A 24,527-nucleotide genomic window follows, 5' to 3' on the forward strand; every position below is an offset into this window, starting at 1 on the left:
GACCCCGACCACCGGTATCATCAAATTAATAAAAATTAAGAAAGCTCATAAATCTTGATATAACAGGGTTTATGAGCTTTTTATATTAGGGGAATTGCAACAGGTTTAGAAAGAGAAGGATTCTTTTTGAAGAAAAGGTCAACGAGAATAAAAAAAGTATAGAAAATTCATTGGAAGAGAATAGTATGAGTTTTAACGTAGAAGTTACTCATGGGTTTGAATCTCCAAAGGAATCATTAGAAACATAATTAAAACAAGAATGTTTATATTAGCATTCTTGTTTTTTTATGTGATAAAACATTGTGTGTCAGAACGTTCGCTATGATAGACTAAGCAGTTATGTTTATGTAAAACAGGTAAATTTGTTTTACAAATTTTACAGGGCTTTAGAGGGTAATAAATATCTTTACAATATTTTTCTATAAAGGTTGTGCCATTTTAGACGCCTGAAAAGAATAGGTTTATCCTATAGATTTTAGGTAAAAGACAAAGACATCTGTTTCAACATCAATAATTTTTTGAACTTTGGTGGAGAGAGAATATTTTCTTTTATACATTGATTTTTAGATTTCTATTTTTAAGATCTTTCATGGACCAATAAAACCCTACGAGTTGCATCTTCTAGTTGATTGAAAGTTAACAATCAACTAGAAGGTGCAGTTTTTATATATGTGTTGAGTGATGGACTTGATGTGGATGTAATCGATAGCACAAGAGTTGTCATTTTACTCCACTACATTTATATAATCATAAACGTAATGGAGTAAGTAGAAAAAATACGGTTATGTGGAAGAAAGAAGATGATAAGAGTAAAGAGACTGTTAGAGCTTATGACTGTGTATAGTAGTAATACAGGAACAGTATTAAAGGATTGTTCACAATGTAAAAGAGGAGGAAGTGGTAAAAGGGATGCGTGTAAAAAAATCAAAGTATCTTCTTTCCTATAAAGAAGAGGATGAATATCTAATTATTAATATTTATACGAATCAAATTTACGCACTAGATAAATTTAGTTCATTTATTTGGGAAGAGTTTGATAAAACACCAATAGTCTCTGATATTTCCAAATTAATAGCTAAAAGGACAAATGAAGATATTTTAATTATTCAAAAGGATTTAGATGGATTTTTAAATTCGTTGTCAAAAGGAGGTTTAATTAAATTTGTATAATATTTTATATTTATACAAAGAATTAATATTTTTAGATTTCCAAATACGGAGAAAAGGTTTTGATGAAGTCTTTAGACGCTATATAAAAAAATATACTATAGAGGGTTCTAAAGAGATTTTTACTGAGGAGAATTCTGAAGAGATTTTGGAGTGGTTTATTCTTTTAGACCAAGTTTGCTGTTGGTATCCTAGGAAAGCAGATTGTATACACAAAACGTTAATTGGTTATAAGATACTTCAATCTAAGTATGGTATACCAGTAAACATGGTAATAGGGATAAAAAAATTTCCCTTAGAGGCACATGCCTGGATTCAATATCAGGGCCACAATCTATTTGAAGAAATGGAAAATCTTGATTCGTTGAAAGTGATTATAGATTCAAACTCGTATATGAAGGGAGTTGAACTTAGGTGAATTGGTATGTGTTTGAATTTATGGATAATTCGGAGGGAGAAGTGGATAAAAATGGACATCTTAAGATCAACAGTAAATCAAAAGTAAATTATTTCAACACATCCTCACAGAACTTTGTTTTGAAAGCAGCATATGCTCAAAATACGACCCCATATGTGTTTTTTGAAAATAATGATGTGTTAATAGTGGGAGACATTGTGATATACAATATTTTGAATCATGGTGTATATGAAAATGTTGATTGGACTGAGCAAGAATTACTCACTAATTTAATTTCCCTTTATAACACATTTGGTTTGGATTTTGTGAAGCGTTTAGATGGCGAGTTTTCATTTGTTCTATTTGATAAAAAGAATTTAACATTAATGGCCTGTAGAGATACCTTGGGGGTAAAAAGGCTCTTTTATTTAAAAACCGATACAAAATTAGTAGTTGCGAGCGATATCTTTCTATTGAAAAGTTATCTAAATACACCTGAGTTGAACGGTGTTTACTTTCAAGAATATCTAAATGCAAAAGGAATTGTTGATTCCTATTTAACGCCATATAAAGAGATCTTGCGTTTACCGAGTGGGAATATGTTTGTTTATGAAAATAAGGAAATTAACCTAATAAACTATGTGAATTATGATGAATTATTTTCTGATAAATGGATGATGAAGGAGACAACTATAAATCGGGAAGCGTTAATTGAAGAATTCGAAAGTATTTTGAACAAAGCAGTTTTGAGGAGAGTACGGAAAAGCGAGCGAAATACGGTGTTATTAAGCGGTGGCTTAGACTCAACTACTATTTTTAATGTGTCAAAACGATTGGGGCATAGATACGGAGAAATTAATTCGGTAAGCGTTGTTTTTGATGAATTAAAGGAATGCGATGAAAGTGCATATATAACGGAATTATTAGAACAATATAATTCTAAAGGTACTTTTCTAAATTATGATTCAGTATTGATGTATGAAGATCTTCGGAATAATATATTACGTTTTGACGAACCGTATGCTACTGCTCCTACATGTGAATTTATTTCTCCCTTAATAGAGTCAAGTGTGAACAATAATACATATAGTATCCTAACAGGTTATGGTGGTGACCAACTTTTAACGAATCCGCCGTATTTATTAAGAGATTACGTTAGAGAAGGAAAAATAAAGGATATGTTCGGCGATTTAACTAAATATTGTATGTATACAAATATGTCTGCTTTTAAAGGATTACGTGAGTACATCATTCAACCACATCCTTTTAGTAGAACAACTAAAAATAAACGGAATCATGCTAGAAATTTATTGCATCAAATGTTAAATGCAAAAGCCAATCATTATATGGATAGGGCGATAGGTGGCTTTTATGGTGCGGATATAAAACATCCTTTTTTAGATAGGGAGTTAATTTCTTTTATGATTAAAATCCCTAGTCATATTCTCTTTGATCCTTTCTACACGAAAAAAATTTTAAGAGACTCTCAGAAAAATAAGTTACCTGACAGTATTCGACTGCGTATAAATAAAACATCACACATTGCTCATACATTAAAGAGTATAAGGAAAAATTGGAATTCAATTTATTCTAATGTAAAGTCACCTTTAGTTGTCTCAAAGTTAGGTCTTTGTTCCGAAGAGTTTTGGGAAGAAAATTTATATAAGTGGAGAAATGGTTTGTTGATAGATGAGGCTTTTTTATTACTGTTCTCCATTGAAGTATGGATTATGCAAGAAGTGTAATGAATCAATATTAATAAGGAGGCTGTTAGTGTAGGTGTATTGTGCTATTTCTAAGGGTTGCAGGAGGAAATAATTATGTTAATGACATATAGCAAACCAATGCTTTTAGATAGTGGAAATAGTTCGGAAATCATTAAAGGTCAATGTGGCTGGGGTAAAGAATTGCCATTTTTTGATGAAACAGGTGCTGTAAAAGGTAGTTATAGAAGACGTAAATATAGAACCGAACCATGTTATGGTCCTGGAGTTGTAAATATATGTTACGTTTGTAAGACTGAAACGGTTAGTTGTTCTGCAGAAAAAGATGACTGCTAACTTATAAATAGGTTAATACCAAAACTATTTTATTTATTTCGATGTTATGTTCTACTTTTTTATTACATAAAAGTTGTAACAGGAATGTATAGTCAAGAACAGGTTTTGGTGAAGAGTCTACGATGAATCGTTATGGTTCTATAGCAGAAAATAAATACAAAAACTAAATTTGCCCTATAGTAATAGCACAATACTCCTACAAAATGTGAAATGAACGTTTTCATATTTTTCTAACTGATAAATAAAGTATGACACTAATTTTCGGGATTGTATTTTTGATTTTCTTTTTTTACAATTTGACAAAATTAAGAAACTGCATTGATTTTCAGCGGAGATTTATACAGATTGAGCAAATAGATTTCCTGGAAAAGGGAAGAACATATTTGATTTCGGATGAAAATAACATTTTTGATAACTTATATGTTTTGAATGCTTTTTATCGTAGAATTTCAAAAAAGAGAGAAGTTATTTTGATAAAAGTGTTATTTGAAAACGATAACGAGATAAAAGTCGAACATTTGATGAAATTAAATCAATTGCAAATTGAAGAAATTCCAGTATTACTATATATGGGTGAAAAATATTATTGGGAAGATATAATGAATTTTTCTTCATAAGGTAAATCTCTTTGAAACAATATAAAATTTTGTGTGTATTTTACTATTAAAATCCTTGTATATTAAAGGATTTTAATAGTGGCTTGAAAGAAAAGGAGTTGACTGAATATCATTATTGTTTATCTGGTTGTAGCAATTATTTTTCTAAAAAACGGATTCAATAAAGTTTTTAAAATTTATCATTATTACGTGGCGATAAATGAAAAAATAACAATATCTCCGATATTCGTAAGCATTTTAGTGAGTTTAGATGTGCTTGTAGGTATCTCCTTATTAATTCAATTTGTGAATGTTTACATATGTATGACCGCTGTAATGTTGCAATTGTTCAATCTTTTTTTACTGTTTAAACCTTCTAAAGGAGGAAAGACACGTAACTGTGGTTGTTTTGAAAACATACCTATCAATATAAATATAAAAAATTTAGGATACAATTATGTGAAATTCACATTAACTTTCTTAATTTTTTTAGGAGAGATACTATGATTTATATTTTTTGTTATGGTTCTGCTTTAGTATTGATACTTTCTGGGATTTCTAAATTAATCTCACATTCAAATACAAAGCAGTTTTTTTTAAAGTATATTCCTATCAATGATATTTTAATTACATTTTTGGCATTGTTATTCCCATTATTTGAAATTGTAATAGGTGTCAGTTTGTTTATTTATGCTCACCCTATACTTTATATTAGTGCCTTATCTTTAATTTTACTCTTTATAATTATTAATTCGTATGCACTTATTAATAAGATAGAAGAGGACTGTAAATGTTTCGGCAATTTAATTCCAACTAAGACAGGACTGGGTGGCTTAATACAAAGTCTATGCATGTTTTTCAGTATAGTGCCACTACTCTATTTTGATAAAGGTAATATGAATATACTTGACTTTGGCAATATATTTTATCTCGTACCTGTTCTTTTATGGTTCATCACTTTAATAATTATTAGAAGAAACGTAGAGGTGGTGTAACGATGGACATGGAAATTTATTATGCTTTCGTCATCATTTCTTGTGTATTAATGCTTAGCATTTTGATTTCATTAAGAACTAGACGAGTGCTAAATGTAGAAAAATGGGGACCGATGGAAAAAAACGTTTTTCCGTTGATTCCATTGAAGAATAAACAATTTGAATCTGTTAAAGTTCAAGATATTATGAATGAGATTAATGTGCAGACTTTAGTATTTATTGATAGTCAGTGTTCTGCTTGTAAAGCAACATTAAAAAAACTCAATTTTTTAATTCCTGTTAAAAAAGAAAAGTATATTTTTATAGCAACGGATACTATAGAAAATCGGGATAACCTGAGCTATTTAGAGGATGAATATATTTATTTTATAGAAGAAGAAATTCTTTCTAATCAGTTAAAAATAGATGTCTTTCCAATGTATCTAGTTTTGAATACTAATAATTTTGTAGTAGAGAAGAAAGGAATCGCAAGTTTAGAAAATCTTTTGGATGTGAATGACTATGAAGTTGAATGAATTAAAATTCCATGAGAAAGATCGACCTGTTAGAGACTTTTTCTATTCACAGTATTTTTATTTGAAAAATATTTGGAGAGAACAAAAGAGCATATTTCTTTTTTTAACTATTTTAAGCATAATAACTTCTATTATGTTACCTTTAGAAATTTTGCTACAGAAAAGGTTGATAGATCAACTAACGGTGGTGCAGAAAATTCCTAATGAATTGGGGTTTGTGTTAGTTCTCCTTGTAGCAATAACGTTTCTTAGTCTATTTGGACAACTATCTGGAAAAATTCAAGATTATCTATTTCGAAAAATTTCTTTAAGAGTGAATTATTTATTTAAAGCGATGTTAAACAAAAAAGTAACTAGCGTTTCTTTAGAAAACTTTGAGTCTAGCTTTTTTTACAATCAAGTGAATCTGGCAGCCAAAGCATTGGAAGGAAATGGGTTAGGTACAACATATTCTTTTTTGCAGATCATTACAAGTGTATTTTCGTTATTTTCAGTTTTTGCGATTTTAATGGCTATTCATTGGACATTACCTTTAACTGTGCTTTTATCAACAATTCCCGGGGTTGTCATTGTTTTTTTTAGCAAACTTAAAAATTATAAAGTTGAAAAAAACGTTGTATTTAAAGAAAGAGAGCTTTCTTATACAGAATCCCTTTTTTTTGACAAAAGCTATTTAAAGGAAATTAAAGTGTATACATTGAGTGATTATTTACTGGAAAAATGGAAAAAACTTTATTTTTATACGATGAACAAGAGACTTGAAGTGACAAAGTGGGAACTGAAAAATAGTGCAGTGATGATACTATTTGTAGGAGTTATCAATACAGGTGTATCTGTATTCTTTGTTTATCAACTAGTAGAGAACGCTTTAACAATAGGGAGTTATGTGGCGTTAACTGCAGCTATAATTACTTTACAGGGCATTTTTGCTCAAATTGGTGCACATATAGCTTCTATTTTTGAAGCAGCTATTTATAATAATGCATTAATCAAGTTGTTGAAAATAGAACATTTTGATGACGAAAAGAGAGAAGAAATTAATTCTATTGAAACGATTGATATTAAAAATGGCACTTTCAACTATCCTTATTCTGATATTTCAGCTTTTTCAAAATTGAACTTTTCAATACGAAGAGGAGAAAAAATTTCGATTGTAGGTGGAAACGGTTCAGGGAAAACAACACTCGCCCATTGTTTAGTAGGATTATTCAATTTGACAGAAGGAACGATTTTAGTAAATGGAGAAAATATGACCGACATTGATAAATCTAGTTTACATAAACAAGTTGCTGTTGTTTTTCAAACATTCCCTAAATATATGTATTCCTTAAGAGAAAATATTGGTTTTGGCAATGTAGATGACATGGAGAATGACCAGAAAATATGGGATGTCATAAGAAAAGTAGGATTGGGACATAAATTATCAATCCATAATGTTGACTTAGATACTTATTTATCTAAAGAAATGGATGGCGGAATTGATCTATCTGGGGGAGAATGGCAAAAAATAGCTTTAGGACGAGCGCTAATGAAGGATGTTAGTTTGATTTTGTTGGATGAACCTACAGCGTCATTAGATCCTCATTCAGAATTAAAAACACTTGAATTATTTGATAGCATGACAGATGATAAAACAACGATTACGATTACACATAGAATCGGACCCACGAAATTATCAGATAAGATTATCGTAATGGATAAGGGGAAAATTGAAGAAATTGGTACTTTTGATGAATTAATAAATAATAAAGGATTATTTTATCGTATGCATCAAGCCCAATCCAAATGGTATGAGCGAAAGGAGCATTTTCATGAAACCGTTGAAACTACATGAGACACAAAATATGAAAGAAACCCCATTAGTAGTGATGAAAAATGTGTCAAAGGAATTTCAGTCAAAGGATTTTATTGTACAAGCACTAGATACAATCAATTGTGAAATTTACCAAAACGAAATCGTAGCAATAATGGGTACGAGTGGTTCAGGGAAAAGTACATTACTTAATATTTTAGCTGCTTTAGACAAACCTACACATGGGGAATTAATGTTTCAAGGTGTACCAATGATTGAGCAATTTCAAGAACCGATAGCATCGGAATTTAGAAAACGAAATATAGGTTTTATATTTCAAAATTTTAACTTATTAGATGAATTGACGGTATCAGATAATGTGGCTCTGCCTTTAATTTTGCTAGATGAGGACTCTAAAAAAATTGCGCAAAAGGTGAAAGATGTTTTAACAAAAATGTCAATTAGTGATTTAGCTGTGAAGAAACCACATGAATTATCTGGTGGGCAAAAACAACGAGTGGCTATATCACGAGCGATTATTGCCAATCCGCTATTATTACTGGCAGATGAGCCAACAGGGGCCTTAGATGTGAATACAACTAATGATATTTTAACAACACTTGTTCAATTGAAAAATCTAACAAATCAAACAATTATATTGGTAACACATGATCCACATGTATCGACTTATGCTGATCGTGTACTATTCTTTCATAAAGGGAAATTAGTAGATAGTTATATCAATCAAGTAAATAGCGATAATTTATCGATGATTTTTGACAAATTTAAAAACATACAGAGGAGTTATCTCAATGTATGATTTAAAGAATATTGCTTGGAAACTTTGTAGAGCTGCTAAAATACAAGTAATCATTGCCATACAAGTTGTAGCACTCGCTGTTTGTTTAATTGCAACAATGTTGATCTATGTTGAAAATGCACGAACAGAAATGGAAGACAATATTCGTAACTTGTATGGGGATGTGGATATTTCTGCTGGTTATAACCTTTCATCTAGTCAAGAGTCTAGTCAATGGATTACGAAAGAAAGTTTTAATCAGATTAAAACTTTAGAAGAAGTCGAGCTTGTGGAACCGATTTTACTACAATTTACATCTATTGATAAGATTGAAGGAGCCTATACATTAGGTGTTACAAATGGGCATTTAACAAAAGGATTTTATCATTTGAACGACATACCGAAAGATAATGAAGTTATTATTTCACATTCGTTATCAAAAACATTAAATAAGTCTGTTTCAGATTCAATTATGGTAAATGGTAAGCCGTTTCTTATAAAAGGAGTGCTATCTCCTAATGAATATGGAGAAGATGCGCCTATTCTCTATATGGACATTGATTCTTTGAAAATTGTAAGTAGTATTCCATCGGATGTAAAAGGCTTGTTTGTCATGATTAAAACAACGGATGTGTGGCAGACAGCTACTGTATTACATCAATTTTTCCCAAATATACGTGTAGATATAACGAAAGAAACGGACTGGGTACAAGCAAATTTAAATTCCTTACTCGTTTTCATCATGATGTTAGTGTTTAGTATTATCATTATTAGTGGTCTATTATTGAAGTCCACTTTTTCATTATTATTTAGTCGTTTACAAGCCCAATTTTTCGTTTTAAGAACAATGGGAGCAACGACAGGGCAACTAAAAAAGATTGTCAACTATCAATCGACTATCATATTACTAATAGGTGTGGGGACAGGCACAATCAGTAGCCTTTTGTTGCTAAAATTCGTTGTCCCATCTTTGGTTGAGATGGTTGGCTTACCACAAGCCCATTTTAACATTCCTGTTGTCTATTTTTCAGCAATTTTACTTGCTATTTATTTCTTACTCTACATGTTTGTGTTTGTTCAAGTAGCGAGGGTAACTAAAATATTACCTTTAGCAATGAAAAGAAATTATGAGTTTAAATCATATCATTGGACGAAATGGAAGACCGTACTTACTTTTATAGTAGGTGTGATGTCCTTACTTATTCTTGCACAAGGTATTTTGCAAAATGATGCAATTCAATCAATTATTCTCATTTTTACTGGAAGTGTATGTATCATAGGTTGTCTATTCTTTTTATTCCCATATATGATAGTATACACATTGAAAAAATATTCTTCCTGGATTCATCGCTATTTAGGAAACAAAGCGCACTATGTAAAAATTCAATTCATCCCTAATTTAAGTAACTATGTTCCTGTTGTTTGTATATTAGCGATTTTGATTATGATTATTACGTTTAATGGTACATTTTTGAAATCTATTGTACAATCCGAGGAAACAACGATTGAAAAAACCTATCCGTATGAAGTAGCGATTGATAATCCTTATTTTGAAAATATTTCTTATAATGATATAGAGTTATTGCGAAAAAAAATTTCAATAAAAGAAATACAATTAGATAGTAAGGGTAGTTCTTTTCTCACTAATAATGGTGTTAATCTGAATTATTTTGCCAAAGATTTTGGTGGAGCAGATAGAGTTGAAATTACAGATGATGTAGCTGATAAGTATGATTTAAAAATAGGCGATGTTTTAGAAGGCGATTACTTAGATAGACGGTCAAATGAAAAAGTCATTCGTTTAAGAATTACTGGAATTGTTCCAACTGAAAACAAATATAAACAACTTTTTGTTGATTGGAATTCCCCTTTGATTAAAGATGTTGTAACAATTGATAAAATCCATTTAACTTTAGGTAATGGCACAACATTAGACGATCTCCAACAGACGATTCATGATTGGCCAACGTTAAAAATTGTGGAGCGAGCTGTTCTTTTAGAGCAAGCCTCGGAATGGTTTTATCAACGATGGGCAATGTTCATGCTCATTTTGACTGCTTTAGTAGTAGCGAGTTGTACTGGTCTAGTGCAAACGATTTTTCATATAATCTTTAAAAGAAGAGACCAATACAATACACAACGTTTAATCGGGCTTGCCCCAAAAGAATTAAAACAGGTTATTTGGTCTGAAGTTCTCTTTATTGTCACTATCGGTTTACTACTTGGATTAACAAGTGGCATGTTTTTAACAAAGTTAATCATGCAAATTGACGCAGATGGGCCAATAGAATGGGATTTCTTATTTATATTTAGTTCAAGTATAGGTACAGCGATGATTATTTTAGTATGTTGTCGACTATATATTGCTCGATTTGTAAAACGGAGTGTTATATAGAAATGTTCGTGTCAGATAACAGAATAATGTATATCTTAGTACATTCAGATTACACGCTTATGCAAGAGCTTTTAAAAAATATGTTCACTATGTATAGACCGTCTTGGGTAGTTGATACCATTAACTTGTTGAGTGAGGTTGTCATAAGGATAAATGCCAATAAAAAATATGATGTTGTGTTAATTGACACATCTTATAAGCATTTTGTTCACTATATACCATATTTAAAAAACCTCGAAACAATGAAATGCCAAATTGTTTTTATGACAGATGAAAATATTGGAGAGATTCATTACTACACAAATAATATCTTGAATTGTAAGGTAATAAATAAAAATATGACGATAGAACAACTAGTTCATATCATTGAAGGAGACTCAATAGAAATAGTTGATACAAGACGATTGGGCGGATTGAATATGTTAGAAATGAATGTGCTCATGGAATTGGCAAAGGGTCACTCCATTGACTTTCTTTGTAACTCTCAAAAATTTACAAATACAGAGATAGAGCAATCGATTAGACATATTAATGCATATTTTGGAACATCTCATTATTTAGAAGCAGTTTATAAAGCATATACAGAAAAACTTATTTAAGGGAACGTTAAGTGGCACTTTACGCTTACGTTCTTTTTTTGAACGTTTATGTAAAAGAGAAGATTGAAAATAGGCGATTATCTTTAAAAATATACTTTTTAGGATATTTTTAACTATTTTGATGTTACATGTTTTATACTAGTGATCAAGGAGGTGATGAGATGGAATTTACTGCAAAAGAGGAAATGCTAGTAGATTTTTTTGAACATAGAAGACCGTTAACACAGTTAGATAAAATTAAATTAGTGTATGGATTTCGTGTTGTTACAAGCGAGTTAAAAAAATTTTTGATTATTTACGGTATAGCTATAGCGTTCGGTTTATTTTGGAGAATGTTACTGGTTCAAATTGGATTTCTATTGGTGCGTCAAGTAGCATATGGTGCGCATTGTTCATCATTTAAAACGTGTCTTATTGTTAGTTGTATTTCATTTCCGTTCATCACATGGCTAGCTGTAGCATTGCCTATCACTTCACTCGTTGTTTGGGGGGCGTTTTTGCTAGGAGCTGTCATCTTGTTGTTTATTGGTCCAGTGAGTTCTAAAAAAACAAAAGTACAGGGTGAAGCTCATCGAACATTTTTGTTTAAAAAACTGTATAGCAGACTTATTGTGTTGGGGGGACTACTCGTTATTTTTCCAACATCCATAAGTGTATTTTTCTTAGCAGGATTTTTGAAGGGGATTGTTTTAGTGGTTATTGCAAAAATAGGAGGATCTCATTAATGAAATTTATTATCGACAATATTATTGATTATTTATATAATTTATTCGTTAAATTGGCTGACTTTAGCTCTGTTTATATGTGTTGGGGAGCTTTAGGAGAAGAGGAGTTGCCACAAGAATTAAATTTCAATAAATTTGAAAAAAATACATAAATATTCTAAGATAGATATTGATTATATGTTATTTTGGAAGGATCATGTTATTCGTATGTGGAGTATATCCTATTTAACTTTGATTATTTATCAATTTTTGATATTAAGTATTTTACCGTTATATTTTAGCAAAATTGCAATAACCAAAAAAATGATATTGAAGATTTCTTTATTAATAGTTTCGCCATCAGTAGTGTTGTTTGCTTTTATAGGTGTCTATGCTATGGCGTACATCCTATTAGTGGAAAGTTTCTTCGTCTACCGGCAAACAAAGCGTTGGCGGAATGTGGCCCATGTGCTGTTTACGATTGTTTTAGTTGTTTTGGCAGATCATATTTCTTCGCTTGTCGTGTATCATTTATCGAATGGCATGGATGCTATCATCACTTCTCCATTGGTACAACTCATTTTTTCGATGAGTATCCTATTTATATTGGTGCTTGTCTACATAAAGTTATTCGATTATTTTGTTAGATGGTATGTGTTTAAGCAATACATTATACCTGCAATGATTCCCTTGATGCTTATGACGATTGTCTTTATGTATACTGATATTGTGTTGATGGATGGTACATCGTTTATCAAAAGTGTCCAACATAATTTGTTCTTTTTTGTGATTTATTTGATGATCTTTATCATTATTATTGGTTTCTTTGTTTACTTAGCTATTAAGAACATACATATTAAACAAAAGGAAATGGAATTAGAAGAATTTAATTCATATGTGTCTTCGCTTGAAGAAATTAATAGAGATATGCGTCAATTTAAACATGATTATATGAATATTTTAACATCAATGCGTCATTTTATAGATTCTAAAAGTTACTCAGAACTAGAAACATATTTTTATCGACATATTTTACAAACTGAAAAGAAAGAGCAAGCGCATGAAATATCCTTTTCGATGCTTAACTGTTTAAATATAGCTAGTTTAAAAGGACTTTTAACAACAAAACTTATTCAAGCGCAAACGTTTCACGTTCCAATGTACATTGAGATTGTCGAAAAAATCGATAGAATAGCATTGGATGAGATTCAATTAAATCGTATGTGCGGCATACTATTGGACAATGCGCTTGAAGCCAGTAAACATGCTACAGAGCCTTGGATTCGATTAGCATTTATTCGAATGGAAAAAGCTGTGTTAATTGCATGTATGAATACATTTTCATCCAATAAAAGTTATGAGTTAAAAGTGCATGAAATTTTCAAAGAAGGCTTCTCGACAAAAGGAGAGGAGCGAGGCTTGGGCTTATCTATATTACGTCAAATGGTAGATGCATCTCCAAAACTTCGTTTAAATACAAAAATAAATGGCAATTTATTTATACAAGAGTTGTTTATTGAGGAGGAGGGGGTGTAAATATGAAAGTGATTATTTGTGAAGATAATGTTGTACAATTAGAGCATATCAAAAAAACCATTAAAAACTATGCTATGATGGAAGGGAACGGGATTGAAATTGTACTTACAACTACAAACCCTAATGAAGTCATTACATATGAAAAAGCAGATTGTTATTTTTTGGATATTGATTTGAACCATGAGGTGACAGGGCTTATGTTAGGGGATATGATTCGCCAACGTGACCCATTGTGCAGTATTATATTTGTCACAACCCATGCAGAAATGACCTATTTAACGTTTATGTATAAAATTGCTGCGTTAGATTTTATTATTAAGGATCACACAGGTATGTTACAGCAAAAAATATTAACAACACTAAAAGTTGCATATGAAAAGTATATACAAATTGGCCAACAACAATCACCTTCACAGATTCAAATAAGAGCAAATGGTTATACAAGGAATATTGCTATTCAGGATATATACTTTTTTGCGGCATCCCCAAAATTACATAAAATTATATTACATTTAGAAAATGAGCATATTGAGTTTTATGGTCGCTTAAAGGATTTTAAGGAAGCACATACATCGATGTATCAATGTCATAAGGCTTTTATTGTGAATAAACAAAACATTGAATTTGTAGATCATAAGGAACGAGTTGTATATTTCAAAAATGGTGAAACTTGCTTTGCCTCTGCACGACTTATAAAGGGGTTAAAATAGTTAGACATCCACCTAGTAAAAAAACTTATGCTTACTTTTTCATCGATATAACAAGGATTGTGAGTTTATTTTGTATGACTGAACTCGCAATCCTTTTGCTTTAGACGTTCCTGATAAATGTGTGAAACAACCTTTGTTAAATGTGCTATATACTCTGTTGCTTCAATCTATACTACTACGGATAAGAAATGTTTAAAGATACTATTCTAATCACCATTAAACACTGTATTATAATAATGAAATAGTTCTATTATTCTTCCCATATCCAAATTGGCTGCTGAAGAACGATGGAAGTAAAATGAGGGTTGATTCTTTTAGAATTCACTGTCATCTCGTTGCTAAGAACAATCACTGTTAACTTCTCGTCATTGAGCCGTGCTATGACGGAAACGACTTAGATAGGAGATGACTTATTTGAATAGACCCTCCATTCGGAAAGTCTGGAAAGTATTGTAAAATTGGATTATCTAGGTTTAAAAGTCCTTTTTCTTCTAGTTGCATGATCGCTACAGCAGTGAATGTTTCTGAGTGTGGTTGGGCTATTAGGTAAATCAGTGTCTGCCAAACCGTAACCTTTTGTAAATAAAATTTTACCTTTCTTTGCAATAAGAACGATATCTTGAAATTTTTTATTTTTTAAGTATTGATCGATTTTTTCAGCCATACTTCCAATAGATTACTATGATTATTACGTCCAAAATTACTATAGACACTATGACAATAACAAGGGTAGAAATAAAGAAATTCTTGGAAATTTTTCGTGTATATAACTTTTGATTTATGTAATCTGTTAAACAAACCTTATTATAAGTTTTACAAAATATATAATTGTTATTAAAAATATCAACTCATTTATAGTAGGAGAAATTTTGTTAGCAAAAAAGATTTTAGCAAGTAAAGATAAATAAGATTCAAAAAAGAAGCCACTCTATGGGATAAAAATGTCTTTATAGAGCGGCTTTTTATATAATCTCTAAATTTTTACGATTAGTTCATGCTCTGTTCATTTAACAATTTTAAGCTAGGAGTAATCAAAGAAATGGAGGGGTTAGTGATGAATCTTGCCTGGAAAGAAATGAAGAAGAATAAAGTACGGTTTTTAATCTTGGGCTCCATCATCTTCCTAGTTAGTTTTTTAACGTTTATTATCTCGGGTTTAGCAAATGGTCTGTCACAGGATAATGCAGCTTTAATTAAGGATTTACCGAAGGGACAATTTTATATGGCTGAGGATGCGGATGGCACGTTTAATCTTTCAAGAATCGATAGCGACCTGCAACAGAAAGTCATAAGTAAAGAAAAAGAGGCAGTAGCTTTTTCGATCCAGATGGGCTTTTTAAATGATCAGGATGATAAACAACAAAGTGTAGCCTTTGTGACATCAACGGAATCTACACTTTTTAGCAATGTGCATCAAGACGAGGTGCTTTTGGATAGCTCACTACAAGATAAAGGAATACAAGTTGGAGATATATTAACGAATAATCAATACAGTGGAAAGTTCATTGTAAAAGGTTTTGTAGAGCAAAAAAAATATAGCCATGCTCCCGTTGCTTATGTTAGTGAAGAGGCTTATCAGGAGATGTATCGGGTAGCTGATAAACAATTAATTTTTGTACCAAATAGTGAGCCAAATGATATTAAGGGATTGCAAGCATATAGCAATAAAGAGTTTCTCAATACTATCCCTAGTTATAATGCGGAACAATTATCTTTAAATATGATTATATGGTTCTTAGTTGTCATTAGTGGGATGTTGTTTGCTATCTTCTTCTATATGATGAATGTGCAAAAAATTGGCTTGTATGGCATTTTAAAAGCGATTGGATTAAAAACAAGTAAGCTATTTAAAATGATCTGGACACAGATGGCTATTATTACAATCTTTTCACTTTTGGTATCTGTCAGTCTTAGCCAGCTATTTAATATAGTTGCTCCTAAGGGGATGCCATTCACTTTAACAATAGGCACTACAACACAGTTATCCGTTGTATTCCTCCTCATAGGCTTTATTGGTGCGACCTTGTCAGGAATGCAAATTAAAAAAATTGAACCGTTACAAGCAATACAGCAAGGGGAGGCTTAATCATGACGTTATTTACAATTGATGAAGTACGAAAAACGTTTAAGAATGGTGAAGTCGAGGAAGAGATCTTAAAGGGCATCAATCTTTCTTTAAATGAAGGAGAGATTACAGCATTGGTAGGTGCTTCTGGCTCTGGGAAAAGTACATTATTAACGATCGCTGCAGGACTACAACCCGCAACAGATGGGCAAGTGTTATTTGAAGAGCAGAATCTTACGACGATGAAAACCGACCAGGTACGAAAATTACGTGCAAGTAAATTCGGTTTTGTTTTTCAATTTGCACATCTCGTTCCATTTTTGACAGTGGAGGAACAATTGCTATTAATGCTAGATGTAGCTGAATCTCCATTAAAAAAGAATGAACAGAAATATGAAGTCAATCGGCTATTGGAGTTAGTTGGAATGGAACATCGTAAAACTGCCTATCCTTCCTCCTTGTCAGGGGGAGAGAAGCAACGTGTAGCAATTGCACGTGCTATTATTCATCAACCGAAAGTATTGTTTGCTGATGAACCAACGGCTAGTTTAGATTCACAGCGCTCTAAAGAGATTATGTTGTTATTAAGAACATTAACAAAAACTTTAAATATAACAACATTATTAGTGACGCATGACGAAGAAATGTTGGCATATACAGATCGTATTATTAAAATGAGCGATGGTGTCGTATTATAAAATAAGCAAGGCTCCCATTAGTAGGGAGCCTTGTGAAACATTAGGTTAAACGTGCATTACGACTCACTTTACAAACCATTCTCATTAACGCTTTGTGTAAAAAAGGAAAAATAGTAAAAACAACATCCAGTGTTTTGCGCATTGGCATTGGACAAATGATAGGCTTATTTTGATGAACACCCTCTATAGCCATTTTTGCAATTCGCTGAGGTGAGATCATTTTTTGCTGCTTTAATTGTTTGGTGATAATGGATTTATCCATATGAATCGCCTTTGCATTATCGAAAATTGGTGTATCCACAAACGTTGGACATAGAGTGCTCACCTTAATCCCGAATTCCTCAGCCTCATAGTGTAGAGAGGTTGTTAGTCCTATAACAGCATGTTTGGTAGTAGCGTATGCAGTAGAAAAAGGAGAAGGTCCTAACCCTGCAGCAGAGGAGGTATTGACGATATGACCAAAACCTTGTTTTTTCATAAGTGGGTAGCCTATTTGAGTCCCATAAATGACACCCCATAAATTAATGGCCATAATTTCTTTCCAATCCTCAATAGTCATTTCACCCATCTCCCCATACATAGCGATACCAGCATTATTAAACAGATAATCTATACGGTGAAATTCTTCAAATACATCATGAATGACAGAAGCTACATTTTTGTAATCGGTTACATTTAAATGTACAAATTTTACATGGGCGATATCCTTATTTAACTCTGCTTCTAACACACGACCCTCATGATCTTGAATATCAGCGATAATGACAAATATATGTCGAGCAATTAATTCTTGGCAAATAGCCTTTCCTATCCCTGATACACCGCCAGTAACAACAGCAATCTTTCTCATCTTTAGGACCTCCCAATTTTGTCTCCTTCGACTTTATAAAGTTCAATGATAGAGCTATATTGCTGTGCCACTAAATCAGCACCTTTACTATTCAAATGAACACCATCTAAAGTTACATGTAGCCCTCTTTTTTGAGATAATTTATCGATACGTAAAGGACTTTTGTAAAATAAAACATCCAGTAGGACTCTTATTACATTCGTATTAATAAAGCTTGAGCACTCCAAATGTTCTAAATGCTCTTTAAAGAGATTTTGCATATTTACAAAATAAACATTGCCAGATTTCAATGAAATAGACTCCATAACAGACGTTAATTGTGTTATTTCTTTGTTAGAGGGATTTTGAAGATCTTCTCCTACTAATGCTGGAGATACTAATACAACATTTTTGGAAGCGTCATGTGCTTTCTCTAATACCTTGAGGCAGTACTCTTCGAATTCAATGTGATCCTTCGCCACAGGCTGTGCTTGCACCTTTAATAATTTTGAATAGACGTCATTGACGCCTATCCAAAGAATAAGGAGATCATAGGAAGATTGGAGCGGCATTTTTTCCAAGCGAGTAAATAAACTTTTAATCGTCTCGCCTGGATTTCCAAGATTATCGAATGAAATATGAGGATATTGATGTTTCAAGAGATCATAAAATGAAACGCCTGGACGACCTTCTGTTAAGCTATCACCTATTAAACCTACTTTCATTTAAACCCCACCTTTTTTAATTTCTTTTAAGAAAATCGTTATTGCCTGTTGAAAGAGTGGTTCTAATGATTTCAAGTTATGAGTATTGGTCAGCTGACATAATCCACCTAGCCATGTGCCAAGTAAGACGGTCCATGTATCTACATTGCCATGAACAAATTCGTTTTGGTCGATGCCCTCTTGAAGAATTGCTCGATAAGCATTCATTGGCGTAATAGCTAAATTGTATAACTGTTGTATTGAATCAGGACTTGATTTGGGATTAGATGCCAGTTCCTGACCTGACTTTAGTAAGGGTGTTTGATACTCATAGAGGACATGCATGGCCATACCATACAATTTATCTGTTGATGTGGTGTATGAAGATTCTTGTTGCAACCATTTGTCATGCCAATTTTTCATCGATTGCTGCGCCAAAAGCACAAATAACTTTTCTTTATTTTCGAAATGATAATAAATATGTCCTTTACTATAACCAGAGGCTTTTGAAATATCACCAACAGATGTCTGATTATAGCCATGTTGAGAAAATAATTGGATGGCATGTTTGATAATCTCAATCTTTGCCTTGTCACTGTCATAGCGTCTTTTACTCAATGTTGTACTCCTTTAATGATTTGAACAATCGTTCTAATTTAATTATACATAATTTTCTAACTAATTAAATACATAAATTTTTTATTTGGAATATTGTCAAATTTCTAAAGTTGCAGGAAGGGAATTCCAATTAATTGTTGAATTATTTGTTATGCTAAAAATGAGGGGGTATATGTATGGGAAAAGTGATTGGCTTTGAATTAAATAGTCAGGAACCGGAGAAAGCGGCAGCTTTTTATAGTAAAGTGTTTGGCTGGGAGGTGGCAGCTCCAAAGTGGGATTATTGGGCAGTTATGACTGGGAATGAAGACAAAGCTGGAATTAATGGTGGCATTGGTAAAGGACCAAGCGATTTTCCGCATGGTACAAGAATTCAAATTGAAGTGGAGGCAATTGACGAAGTCATTGCACAGGCAAAACACAATGGTGCTACTATTTTGCGTGACAAAATGGCGTTTGATGATTTCTATCTAGCTTATTTGGTCGATCCGACTGGAATAGGAATTGGATTAATTCAATATAAAAATAACGAATAAAGTCTCTTTTAATAGAGGCTTTTTTCATTTTAAGCATATGGGTACGTCTTTATGGGTATAGAATCGAAGGAGGAGGGATAATGTGAAGAACATATTGAAGCTAGTATGTTTGATCCTGATAACGATTGGTATATTACCGAAGGAAGTGCAGGCAGCCAGCTTTATCGATCTAACGGATGATACATTAACGACGGAAATTCATTATTTAGTAGAACAGGATATTGCGAAAGGGTATTCGAATAACTTGTTCAAGCCGAATGATTTTATTACGAAAGCACAAGTAGCTGTAATGCTAACACGTGCTTTAGGATTAAACACGATCCATGTGCAAAATCCAAACTATCAAGATGTCACAACTACTCATAAATTTTATAAAGAAATTGCGGCTGTGCAAAATAAAGGTATATTTGATACTGCCCATAAATTTCATCCAGATGCACCGCTTACTAGGGGGGAAATGGCGATTGTGCTAAATAGGGCCTTTCAATTAAAAGGTTCAGATCCTTATTATTTTACAGATGTGAGTAAGCAGACACCAGGTTATAAAGAAATTTTAACACTGGCCCATAATCATTTAGTAAGGGGCTATGAGAATGGTTCGTTTAAACCTAATGCCCCTGTTACACGCGCCCATTTCTCAGCGTTTTTAGCGAGAGCAATGACTCTTTCTAAACCTAACTTGCTAAGGGACCCCGCATTTGAATATACGTATGCCTATTATTCTTTAAGTGACAATAAGCGTTATACTTTAAACTATCAATATCAGCAACACGACGGTAAAAATGATGTATGGACAGTCAAAAATGTAAGTACAGGACAAACTATCTCTGATGAGCTTTTATATGGTCATGATCGTGCATACGGACAAGCAATTTCTAGTGAAGCTAACACACATTATGATTTATATATAGAACTTCCACTTAGAATAGGTGTTGTTTTACATGAAGATGATCCAGGGGTTTCAGCAGGGGAACGAGTAACTGTAAAATCTACTGATGGTACGGTACAAGCTGGTGATGTGCAATATACGGGCGTGGTTATAGTCGAGAAAAGGTCAGAATTTAGTGATGTAGTGAAAACTTATTACTTTGTAGATGATATAGGTTTAGTTAAAGAGCTACACAATGACATAGTTGTGTTTGAATTGCTCAATAGGACAATGAAATAATGTGAAAGGAAAGCAAGCCACCGATGGACTTGCTTTCCTTATTGTTGTACAGAGATATGAAAAAAACGCTGTAGAGCTTGCAGCCATTCCTTCTCAGTGTTTGTTGTATAGGTAGTTAAAGATTGTCCTTCATAAATTCTAAATTCGTTGTTCATCATGGTATGACGGCCACCAATGGTTCGAATCATAGCAATTTTATTTTTTTGCTTGGAAAGTCGTGGTGCAAATTTTGCATCATTGGCATCGTCGTGAAAACTATAAAGCAAACGCCAACTATGTTTAGCTTGTTCCAACAGCATCCAACCATTCGCTTCATCATAATCTATTTTATATAACTCTTTACCTTCACGGTGTTGATAGCCAGCAATCAGTGGCACTGGTTTACAGGGTGCTAATGCACCGACACCTACATCCGAGATATAGTATTGTCCACTCATATTTACTAGTAATAATTGATGCATAGGAATTTCCTCAGGAGGGGTATTTTCCGCTACGTTGCGCCAAAACTGGGCATAACGATTGGTGACAGAAAAGCCAAGCTCTCGTAGAAGCCAGCTGAATAAGATATTTAATTCAAAACAATTGCCACCACGTTTATCAATAATTATTTTCTTAAATATATCAGGAATAGCGAAGGAGATACCACGATTCAAGGCAACATCTAAATTTTCATAGGGAATGGTTAATAGATGTTTAGTTTGTAGTTGTCCAAGTAGTTGAATAGATGGCTCTAACGTTCCTTGAAATTGAATATACTGTAAATAGTGCTGAATTTGTAAATTCATAAAATCGCCTCACTTCCTTATTAATAACATAACCGAAATAGTCTTAGATTACACGCATAAACTGAAGTAGGAAATGATAGAAAAATAGCTAAATAACTAGTAAGATTAATATATTAGCTACTATAAAGTGAAATATTTTACATATTAGTTAATAATATTAATGGTAAGGTAGGTATCGTATAAAGAATGAAATGGATAGAAGTGAATACATATGAGGAAATGAGTGAAGTGGCAGCTACTATTTTCTCAAAACAAATACAAGAGAAACATGATAGTGTTTTAGGTTTAGCAACTGGTGGATCACCTGTAGGCATGTATAAAGAATTAGTGGCACGACACCAAGCTGGCCATTTATCTTTTAAGGAAGTACAAACTTTTAACTTGGATGAGTATGTTGGCATTGAGCAATCAAGTCCAGCAAGCTACTTTACATTTATGCATGAGAATTTATTTAATTTTGTGGATATACAGCCGAAAAATGTCCATTTGCCAAATGGACAGGCAGCCAATTTAGCTGAAGAATGTGCTGCATATGATAAGCGCATTGAAGAAGCAGGAGGCATTGATTTACAGCTTCTAGGTATCGGTGTAAATGGACACATTGCTTTTAATGAACCAGGCACATCGTTTGATGCCAAGACGAATATTGTGGAGCTAACAGAGTCAACAAGAACAGAAAATGCTATTTATTTTGATGATCCGTCTGAAGTACCAACACATGCCATTACAATGGGCATCCACTCCATAATGAAAGCAAAGGAAATCGTTCTCATTGCCTTTGGTGAAAAAAAGCTCGCGGCGATTGAGAAATTGAAAAGTGGTCATATTACAGAAGAATTCCCAGCAAGCCAATTATTAAACCATCCTAATGTTACAGTAATTTATGGTGGTACGAATTAGCAAAAATAAGCAAAGACTTCTTAGGGTTGAAGTCTTCGCTTATTTGTTTTTCCTGATAGAATAACTCCTGCAACAACCGCTAGTCCACCTATAAGCTGAAATGAATGCAATTTCTCATCAAGAAAAAGGACGGCAAAAATGGAGGCAAAAACAGGAATGAAATTTAAATAAATACTTGCCTTGTTCGCTCCAAGCTGTATAACACCACTGTTCCAGCAGAGAAAAGCAATGATAGAGGCAAAAATACCAACATATAAAATAGCAGCAAAGGTTGACCATTCCCAATGAATTGCTGTTGCACTAGACAGTGTTTCATAGAGAGAAAAAGGAAATAACATCATAGCCCCAAGTCCAATCGTCACTAGAAAGGTAGACTGCCCTGGTAAGCGAGTTGCATATTGTTTAATGAGTAATGAATATATGCTCCAACATAATACTGCTGCGATTACAATTAAATCCCCTTTGTTGAAAGTAAAATCGACAATCCTTGTAAAAGAGCCACCCATTATAATAAAGGCAACTCCACTCAGTGATAGAACGGTCCCTATTAACTGATATTTTGATAGTTTTTCCTTCAAAAAAATAAAGGAAAGTATGTAAATCATTATGGGCGTAGAAGAGTTCATTAAAGATGCATTAATAGACGTTGTGTAATGTAATCCAATGTAAACAAGTGTGTTAAATGCTGTAACCCCTGTTAATGAAAGAATGATGACAATCAACCAATGTCTTTTCAGTATCCGCCATTCACGTTTTAGTTGGTGAAATGCAATGGGAAAAAAGATAATAAATGCGACGCACCAGCGTAAAAAGGCAAGTGTTAGGGGAGGGATATCTTCACTAACGGCACGTCCAATAACAAAATTACCACCCCATAAAAGAGTTGCGAGTACTAATAATAGATATGGTGGAATTTTCAAGATGCTTTAACCCCTTTATTAATTGAATAGTAAAGTTAATTATAGGCAGTCAGTATAGCAATAATCAATGCCCCTGAAGTTTTGCTATGCTAAAATAAGGAAAACAAGAGGAGGAATAACTGTGAAAAGTACCGTACCATGTTTACAAAAGGGAGATTTAGTCGGTGTTGTTGCACTTTCAAGTCTTGTAGAGCCTGAAAAACTAGGAGAAGCAGTAGCTTTTTTGGACGAGTTGGGTCTTCGCTATATTGTGGGTGATACGATTCATGCAAAACATGAATATTTGGCAGGAAGTGATGAAATCAGACTAGCTGATTTTCATGAGATGGTAAAAAACCCAGAAGTGAAAGCAATCTTTTGTATAAAGGGTGGCTATGGCTCTGCCAGAATTGCTGATAAAATTGATTATGCTTTAATAGAAGAAAATCCTAAAATTTTCTGGGGCTTTTCTGATGTTACATATTTACATTGTGCGATTAATGAATATGCCAATATGGTGACATTTCATGGGCCAATGCTGATGTCAGCTAATAAGATGGATGATTTATCAAAGAAAATGTTTTTACAGCTATTCTCCCCGATGGAAATTCAATATACAGAGGCAATTTCTCCGTTAACAACGATTGCTGGGGGCATCACACGTGGTGAAATGATTGGAGGAAATCTCTATCGTCTTGTCAGCACACTAGGTACCAAATTTGAAGTGAGGACTGAAGGCAGGATTTTATTAATAGAGGATGTAAATGAAACAATTCCAGTTATTGATTCAATGCTTCAGCATTTAAAACAAGCAAGGAAGTTTGAGCAATTAGCAGGAGTCGTCATTGGTTCGTTTACACAGACAGGATCTGAGGAAGCGGCTCTTCATTCGTTAATGAAGGAGTATTTTGCAGATTTAGGAATACCAGTTGTGGCAGGTTTTAAGTTCGGACATGAAACAACGAATATAGCGATTCCATTAGGAACAGAAGCAATTTTAGACGCACAGGAAAAGGTATTGAAAATATTACCAGGTGTGCATGTATGATAGGAAGAGGAA

General features: G+C 32.9%; 29 protein-coding genes. 22 read left to right on the forward strand and 7 right to left on the reverse strand.

All coding sequences use genetic code 11. The features are described 5' to 3' along the window. Positions 1-909 precede the first annotated feature (909 nt). The 16 genes from B3D98_RS20065 (at position 910) to B3D98_RS20135 (ending at position 14,265) form a co-directional block, all read left to right on the forward strand. Positions 910-1,170, forward strand: a complete 261-nt coding sequence (locus tag B3D98_RS20065; RefSeq protein ID WP_131521047.1) for a PqqD family protein — start codon at positions 910-912, stop codon at positions 1,168-1,170. Beyond that, positions 1,163-1,585: a lasso peptide biosynthesis B2 protein gene (locus tag B3D98_RS20070; RefSeq protein WP_227744937.1), complete on the forward strand. Its 423-nt coding sequence runs from the start codon at positions 1,163-1,165 to the stop codon at positions 1,583-1,585. The genes B3D98_RS20065 and B3D98_RS20070 overlap by 8 nt, the downstream gene beginning before the upstream one ends. After that, a complete protein-coding gene (locus B3D98_RS20075; RefSeq protein WP_131521048.1) occupies positions 1,582-3,309 on the forward strand; it encodes an asparagine synthase-related protein in 1,728 nt (575 codons plus the stop codon). Before B3D98_RS20070 ends, B3D98_RS20075 begins: the two co-directional genes overlap by 4 nt. A 75-nt stretch (positions 3,310-3,384) precedes the next feature. Beyond that, a complete protein-coding gene (locus B3D98_RS20080) occupies positions 3,385-3,624 on the forward strand; it encodes a hypothetical protein (RefSeq protein WP_131521049.1) in 240 nt (79 codons plus the stop codon). A 383-nt stretch (positions 3,625-4,007) separates the two neighbouring features. Next, complete coding sequence (locus B3D98_RS20085) at positions 4,008-4,241, forward strand: hypothetical protein (protein ID WP_131521050.1); 234 nt, start codon at positions 4,008-4,010, stop codon at positions 4,239-4,241. Between the two features lie 123 nt (positions 4,242-4,364). After that, positions 4,365-4,727: a hypothetical protein gene (locus tag B3D98_RS21705; protein WP_373565033.1), complete on the forward strand. Its 363-nt coding sequence runs from the start codon at positions 4,365-4,367 to the stop codon at positions 4,725-4,727. Further along, on the forward strand, positions 4,724-5,215 hold the full coding sequence (locus B3D98_RS20090) for a MauE/DoxX family redox-associated membrane protein (protein ID WP_131521051.1): 492 nt from the start codon (positions 4,724-4,726) through the stop codon (positions 5,213-5,215). The genes B3D98_RS21705 and B3D98_RS20090 overlap by 4 nt, the downstream gene beginning before the upstream one ends. A 2-nt stretch (positions 5,216-5,217) precedes the next feature. Continuing rightward, entirely contained in the window at positions 5,218-5,730 is a 513-nt protein-coding gene (locus tag B3D98_RS20095) for a hypothetical protein (protein WP_131521052.1), read from the forward strand. After that, positions 5,717-7,564, forward strand: coding sequence for an ABC transporter ATP-binding protein (locus B3D98_RS20100; protein WP_193767369.1), 1,848 nt, complete (start codon positions 5,717-5,719; stop codon positions 7,562-7,564). Before B3D98_RS20095 ends, B3D98_RS20100 begins: the two co-directional genes overlap by 14 nt. Beyond that, a complete protein-coding gene (locus B3D98_RS20105) occupies positions 7,542-8,342 on the forward strand; it encodes an ABC transporter ATP-binding protein (protein WP_373565032.1) in 801 nt (266 codons plus the stop codon). The genes B3D98_RS20100 and B3D98_RS20105 overlap by 23 nt, the downstream gene beginning before the upstream one ends. Then, entirely contained in the window at positions 8,335-10,716 is a 2,382-nt protein-coding gene (locus tag B3D98_RS20110) for an ABC transporter permease (protein WP_131521054.1), read from the forward strand. The genes B3D98_RS20105 and B3D98_RS20110 overlap by 8 nt, the downstream gene beginning before the upstream one ends. Positions 10,717-10,775: 59 nt before the next feature. After that, positions 10,776-11,315 carry a hypothetical protein gene (locus B3D98_RS20115; protein WP_205445576.1) on the forward strand — a complete coding sequence of 180 codons (540 nt, stop codon included), beginning with the start codon at positions 10,776-10,778 and terminating at the stop codon, positions 11,313-11,315. Positions 11,316-11,476: 161 nt separating this feature from the next. Then, positions 11,477-12,040 (forward strand): accessory gene regulator B family protein, encoded by a 564-nt coding sequence (locus B3D98_RS20120; RefSeq protein WP_193767371.1) that lies wholly within the window; start codon positions 11,477-11,479, stop codon positions 12,038-12,040. Further along, a complete protein-coding gene (locus B3D98_RS20125; RefSeq protein WP_131521057.1) occupies positions 12,040-12,192 on the forward strand; it encodes a cyclic lactone autoinducer peptide in 153 nt (50 codons plus the stop codon). Before B3D98_RS20120 ends, B3D98_RS20125 begins: the two co-directional genes overlap by 1 nt. Before the next feature lie 223 nt (positions 12,193-12,415). Next, positions 12,416-13,555: a sensor histidine kinase gene (locus B3D98_RS20130; protein WP_193767372.1), complete on the forward strand. Its 1,140-nt coding sequence runs from the start codon at positions 12,416-12,418 to the stop codon at positions 13,553-13,555. A 2-nt stretch (positions 13,556-13,557) separates the two neighbouring features. Beyond that, complete coding sequence (locus B3D98_RS20135) at positions 13,558-14,265, forward strand: LytR/AlgR family response regulator transcription factor (RefSeq protein ID WP_131521058.1); 708 nt, start codon at positions 13,558-13,560, stop codon at positions 14,263-14,265. A gap of 378 nt (positions 14,266-14,643) precedes the next feature. On the opposite strand, the gene B3D98_RS21710 is transcribed toward B3D98_RS20135, so the two are convergent. Both B3D98_RS21710 and B3D98_RS20140 read right to left on the reverse strand, forming a co-directional pair. Beyond that, a complete protein-coding gene (locus B3D98_RS21710) occupies positions 14,644-14,766 on the reverse strand; it encodes a hypothetical protein (protein ID WP_376748066.1) in 123 nt (40 codons plus the stop codon). Continuing rightward, entirely contained in the window at positions 14,729-14,929 is a 201-nt protein-coding gene (locus B3D98_RS20140; RefSeq protein ID WP_288585619.1) for a hypothetical protein, read from the reverse strand. Before B3D98_RS20140 ends, B3D98_RS21710 begins: the two co-directional genes overlap by 38 nt. Positions 14,930-15,319: 390 nt before the next feature. Here B3D98_RS20140 and B3D98_RS20145 point away from each other — a divergent pair, with 390 nt between their 5' ends. Then, the gene (locus tag B3D98_RS20145; RefSeq protein WP_288585621.1) at positions 15,320-16,351 is read left to right on the forward strand and encodes an ABC transporter permease; all 1,032 of its coding nucleotides are present in this window, start codon (positions 15,320-15,322) and stop codon (positions 16,349-16,351) included. A 2-nt stretch (positions 16,352-16,353) separates the two neighbouring features. Continuing rightward, positions 16,354-17,028, forward strand: a complete 675-nt coding sequence (locus B3D98_RS20150) for an ABC transporter ATP-binding protein (protein ID WP_048391842.1) — start codon at positions 16,354-16,356, stop codon at positions 17,026-17,028. A 40-nt stretch (positions 17,029-17,068) separates the two neighbouring features. Here B3D98_RS20150 and B3D98_RS20155 read toward each other — a convergent pair whose 3' ends face one another. The 3 genes from B3D98_RS20155 to B3D98_RS20165 are packed head-to-tail and all read right to left on the reverse strand — an operon-like array spanning position 17,069 to position 19,179. Then, positions 17,069-17,878, reverse strand: a complete 810-nt coding sequence (locus tag B3D98_RS20155) for an SDR family NAD(P)-dependent oxidoreductase (protein WP_112116659.1) — start codon at positions 17,876-17,878, stop codon at positions 17,069-17,071. A 2-nt stretch (positions 17,879-17,880) separates the two neighbouring features. Beyond that, entirely contained in the window at positions 17,881-18,582 is a 702-nt protein-coding gene (locus B3D98_RS20160; RefSeq protein ID WP_288585625.1) for an SGNH/GDSL hydrolase family protein, read from the reverse strand. After that, the gene (locus B3D98_RS20165; RefSeq protein ID WP_259420063.1) at positions 18,583-19,179 is read right to left on the reverse strand and encodes a TetR family transcriptional regulator C-terminal domain-containing protein; all 597 of its coding nucleotides are present in this window, start codon (positions 19,177-19,179) and stop codon (positions 18,583-18,585) included. A 176-nt stretch (positions 19,180-19,355) separates the two neighbouring features. Here B3D98_RS20165 and B3D98_RS20170 point away from each other — a divergent pair, with 176 nt between their 5' ends. Beyond that, positions 19,356-19,715 (forward strand): VOC family protein, encoded by a 360-nt coding sequence (locus tag B3D98_RS20170; protein ID WP_048391834.1) that lies wholly within the window; start codon positions 19,356-19,358, stop codon positions 19,713-19,715. An 82-nt stretch (positions 19,716-19,797) separates the two neighbouring features. Beyond that, the gene (locus tag B3D98_RS20175) at positions 19,798-20,883 is read left to right on the forward strand and encodes an S-layer homology domain-containing protein (RefSeq protein WP_288585632.1); all 1,086 of its coding nucleotides are present in this window, start codon (positions 19,798-19,800) and stop codon (positions 20,881-20,883) included. Between the two features lie 38 nt (positions 20,884-20,921). Here B3D98_RS20175 and B3D98_RS20180 read toward each other — a convergent pair whose 3' ends face one another. Further along, positions 20,922-21,668 carry an arylamine N-acetyltransferase family protein gene (locus tag B3D98_RS20180; protein ID WP_288585635.1) on the reverse strand — a complete coding sequence of 249 codons (747 nt, stop codon included), beginning with the start codon at positions 21,666-21,668 and terminating at the stop codon, positions 20,922-20,924. Between the two features lie 186 nt (positions 21,669-21,854). On the opposite strand from B3D98_RS20180, the gene nagB reads away from it, so the two are divergent. Beyond that, on the forward strand, positions 21,855-22,568 hold the full coding sequence (gene nagB / locus B3D98_RS20185; RefSeq protein ID WP_288585638.1) for a glucosamine-6-phosphate deaminase: 714 nt from the start codon (positions 21,855-21,857) through the stop codon (positions 22,566-22,568). 20 nt (positions 22,569-22,588) lie between these two features. On the opposite strand, the gene B3D98_RS20190 is transcribed toward nagB, so the two are convergent. Continuing rightward, positions 22,589-23,488, reverse strand: coding sequence for a DMT family transporter (locus B3D98_RS20190; protein ID WP_288585639.1), 900 nt, complete (start codon positions 23,486-23,488; stop codon positions 22,589-22,591). 121 nt (positions 23,489-23,609) lie between these two features. Here B3D98_RS20190 and B3D98_RS20195 point away from each other — a divergent pair, with 121 nt between their 5' ends. Further along, positions 23,610-24,515 (forward strand): S66 peptidase family protein, encoded by a 906-nt coding sequence (locus B3D98_RS20195; RefSeq protein ID WP_131521070.1) that lies wholly within the window; start codon positions 23,610-23,612, stop codon positions 24,513-24,515. Positions 24,516-24,527 lie beyond the last annotated feature (12 nt).

Origin of the sequence: Lysinibacillus sp. UBA5994 (genome assembly GCF_002429725.1) — a bacterium.
Classification (GTDB): Bacteria; Bacillota; Bacilli; order Bacillales_A; family Planococcaceae; genus Lysinibacillus; species Lysinibacillus capsici.

Bases quoted from the DNA above. Each gene is read 5' to 3' on its own strand.
- B3D98_RS20130 (WP_193767372.1), top strand. From the start codon at position 12,416: ATGGCGTACATCCTATTAGTGGAAAGTTTCTTCGTCTACCGGCAAACA.
- B3D98_RS20155 (WP_112116659.1), bottom strand. From the start codon at position 17,878: ATGAGAAAGATTGCTGTTGTTACTGGCGGTGTATCAGGGATAGGAAAG.
- B3D98_RS20115 (WP_205445576.1), top strand. From the start codon at position 10,776: ATGCAAGAGCTTTTAAAAAATATGTTCACTATGTATAGACCGTCTTGG.
- B3D98_RS20150 (WP_048391842.1), top strand. From the start codon at position 16,354: ATGACGTTATTTACAATTGATGAAGTACGAAAAACGTTTAAGAATGGT.
- B3D98_RS21710 (WP_376748066.1), bottom strand. From the start codon at position 14,766: ATGCAACTAGAAGAAAAAGGACTTTTAAACCTAGATAATCCAATTTTA.
- B3D98_RS20140 (WP_288585619.1), bottom strand. From the start codon at position 14,929: ATGGCTGAAAAAATCGATCAATACTTAAAAAATAAAAAATTTCAAGAT.
- B3D98_RS20160 (WP_288585625.1), bottom strand. From the start codon at position 18,582: ATGAAAGTAGGTTTAATAGGTGATAGCTTAACAGAAGGTCGTCCAGGC.
- B3D98_RS20090 (WP_131521051.1), top strand. From the start codon at position 4,724: ATGATTTATATTTTTTGTTATGGTTCTGCTTTAGTATTGATACTTTCT.
- B3D98_RS20180 (WP_288585635.1), bottom strand. From the start codon at position 21,668: ATGAATTTACAAATTCAGCACTATTTACAGTATATTCAATTTCAAGGA.
- B3D98_RS20095 (WP_131521052.1), top strand. From the start codon at position 5,218: ATGGACATGGAAATTTATTATGCTTTCGTCATCATTTCTTGTGTATTA.
- B3D98_RS20110 (WP_131521054.1), top strand. From the start codon at position 8,335: ATGTATGATTTAAAGAATATTGCTTGGAAACTTTGTAGAGCTGCTAAA.
- B3D98_RS20120 (WP_193767371.1), top strand. From the start codon at position 11,477: ATGGAATTTACTGCAAAAGAGGAAATGCTAGTAGATTTTTTTGAACAT.
- B3D98_RS20145 (WP_288585621.1), top strand. From the start codon at position 15,320: ATGAATCTTGCCTGGAAAGAAATGAAGAAGAATAAAGTACGGTTTTTA.
- B3D98_RS20100 (WP_193767369.1), top strand. From the start codon at position 5,717: ATGAAGTTGAATGAATTAAAATTCCATGAGAAAGATCGACCTGTTAGA.
- nagB (WP_288585638.1), top strand. From the start codon at position 21,855: ATGAAATGGATAGAAGTGAATACATATGAGGAAATGAGTGAAGTGGCA.
- B3D98_RS20125 (WP_131521057.1), top strand. From the start codon at position 12,040: ATGAAATTTATTATCGACAATATTATTGATTATTTATATAATTTATTC.
- B3D98_RS20135 (WP_131521058.1), top strand. From the start codon at position 13,558: ATGAAAGTGATTATTTGTGAAGATAATGTTGTACAATTAGAGCATATC.
- B3D98_RS20065 (WP_131521047.1), top strand. From the start codon at position 910: ATGCGTGTAAAAAAATCAAAGTATCTTCTTTCCTATAAAGAAGAGGAT.
- B3D98_RS20105 (WP_373565032.1), top strand. From the start codon at position 7,542: ATGAAACCGTTGAAACTACATGAGACACAAAATATGAAAGAAACCCCA.
- B3D98_RS20170 (WP_048391834.1), top strand. From the start codon at position 19,356: ATGGGAAAAGTGATTGGCTTTGAATTAAATAGTCAGGAACCGGAGAAA.
- B3D98_RS20080 (WP_131521049.1), top strand. From the start codon at position 3,385: ATGTTAATGACATATAGCAAACCAATGCTTTTAGATAGTGGAAATAGT.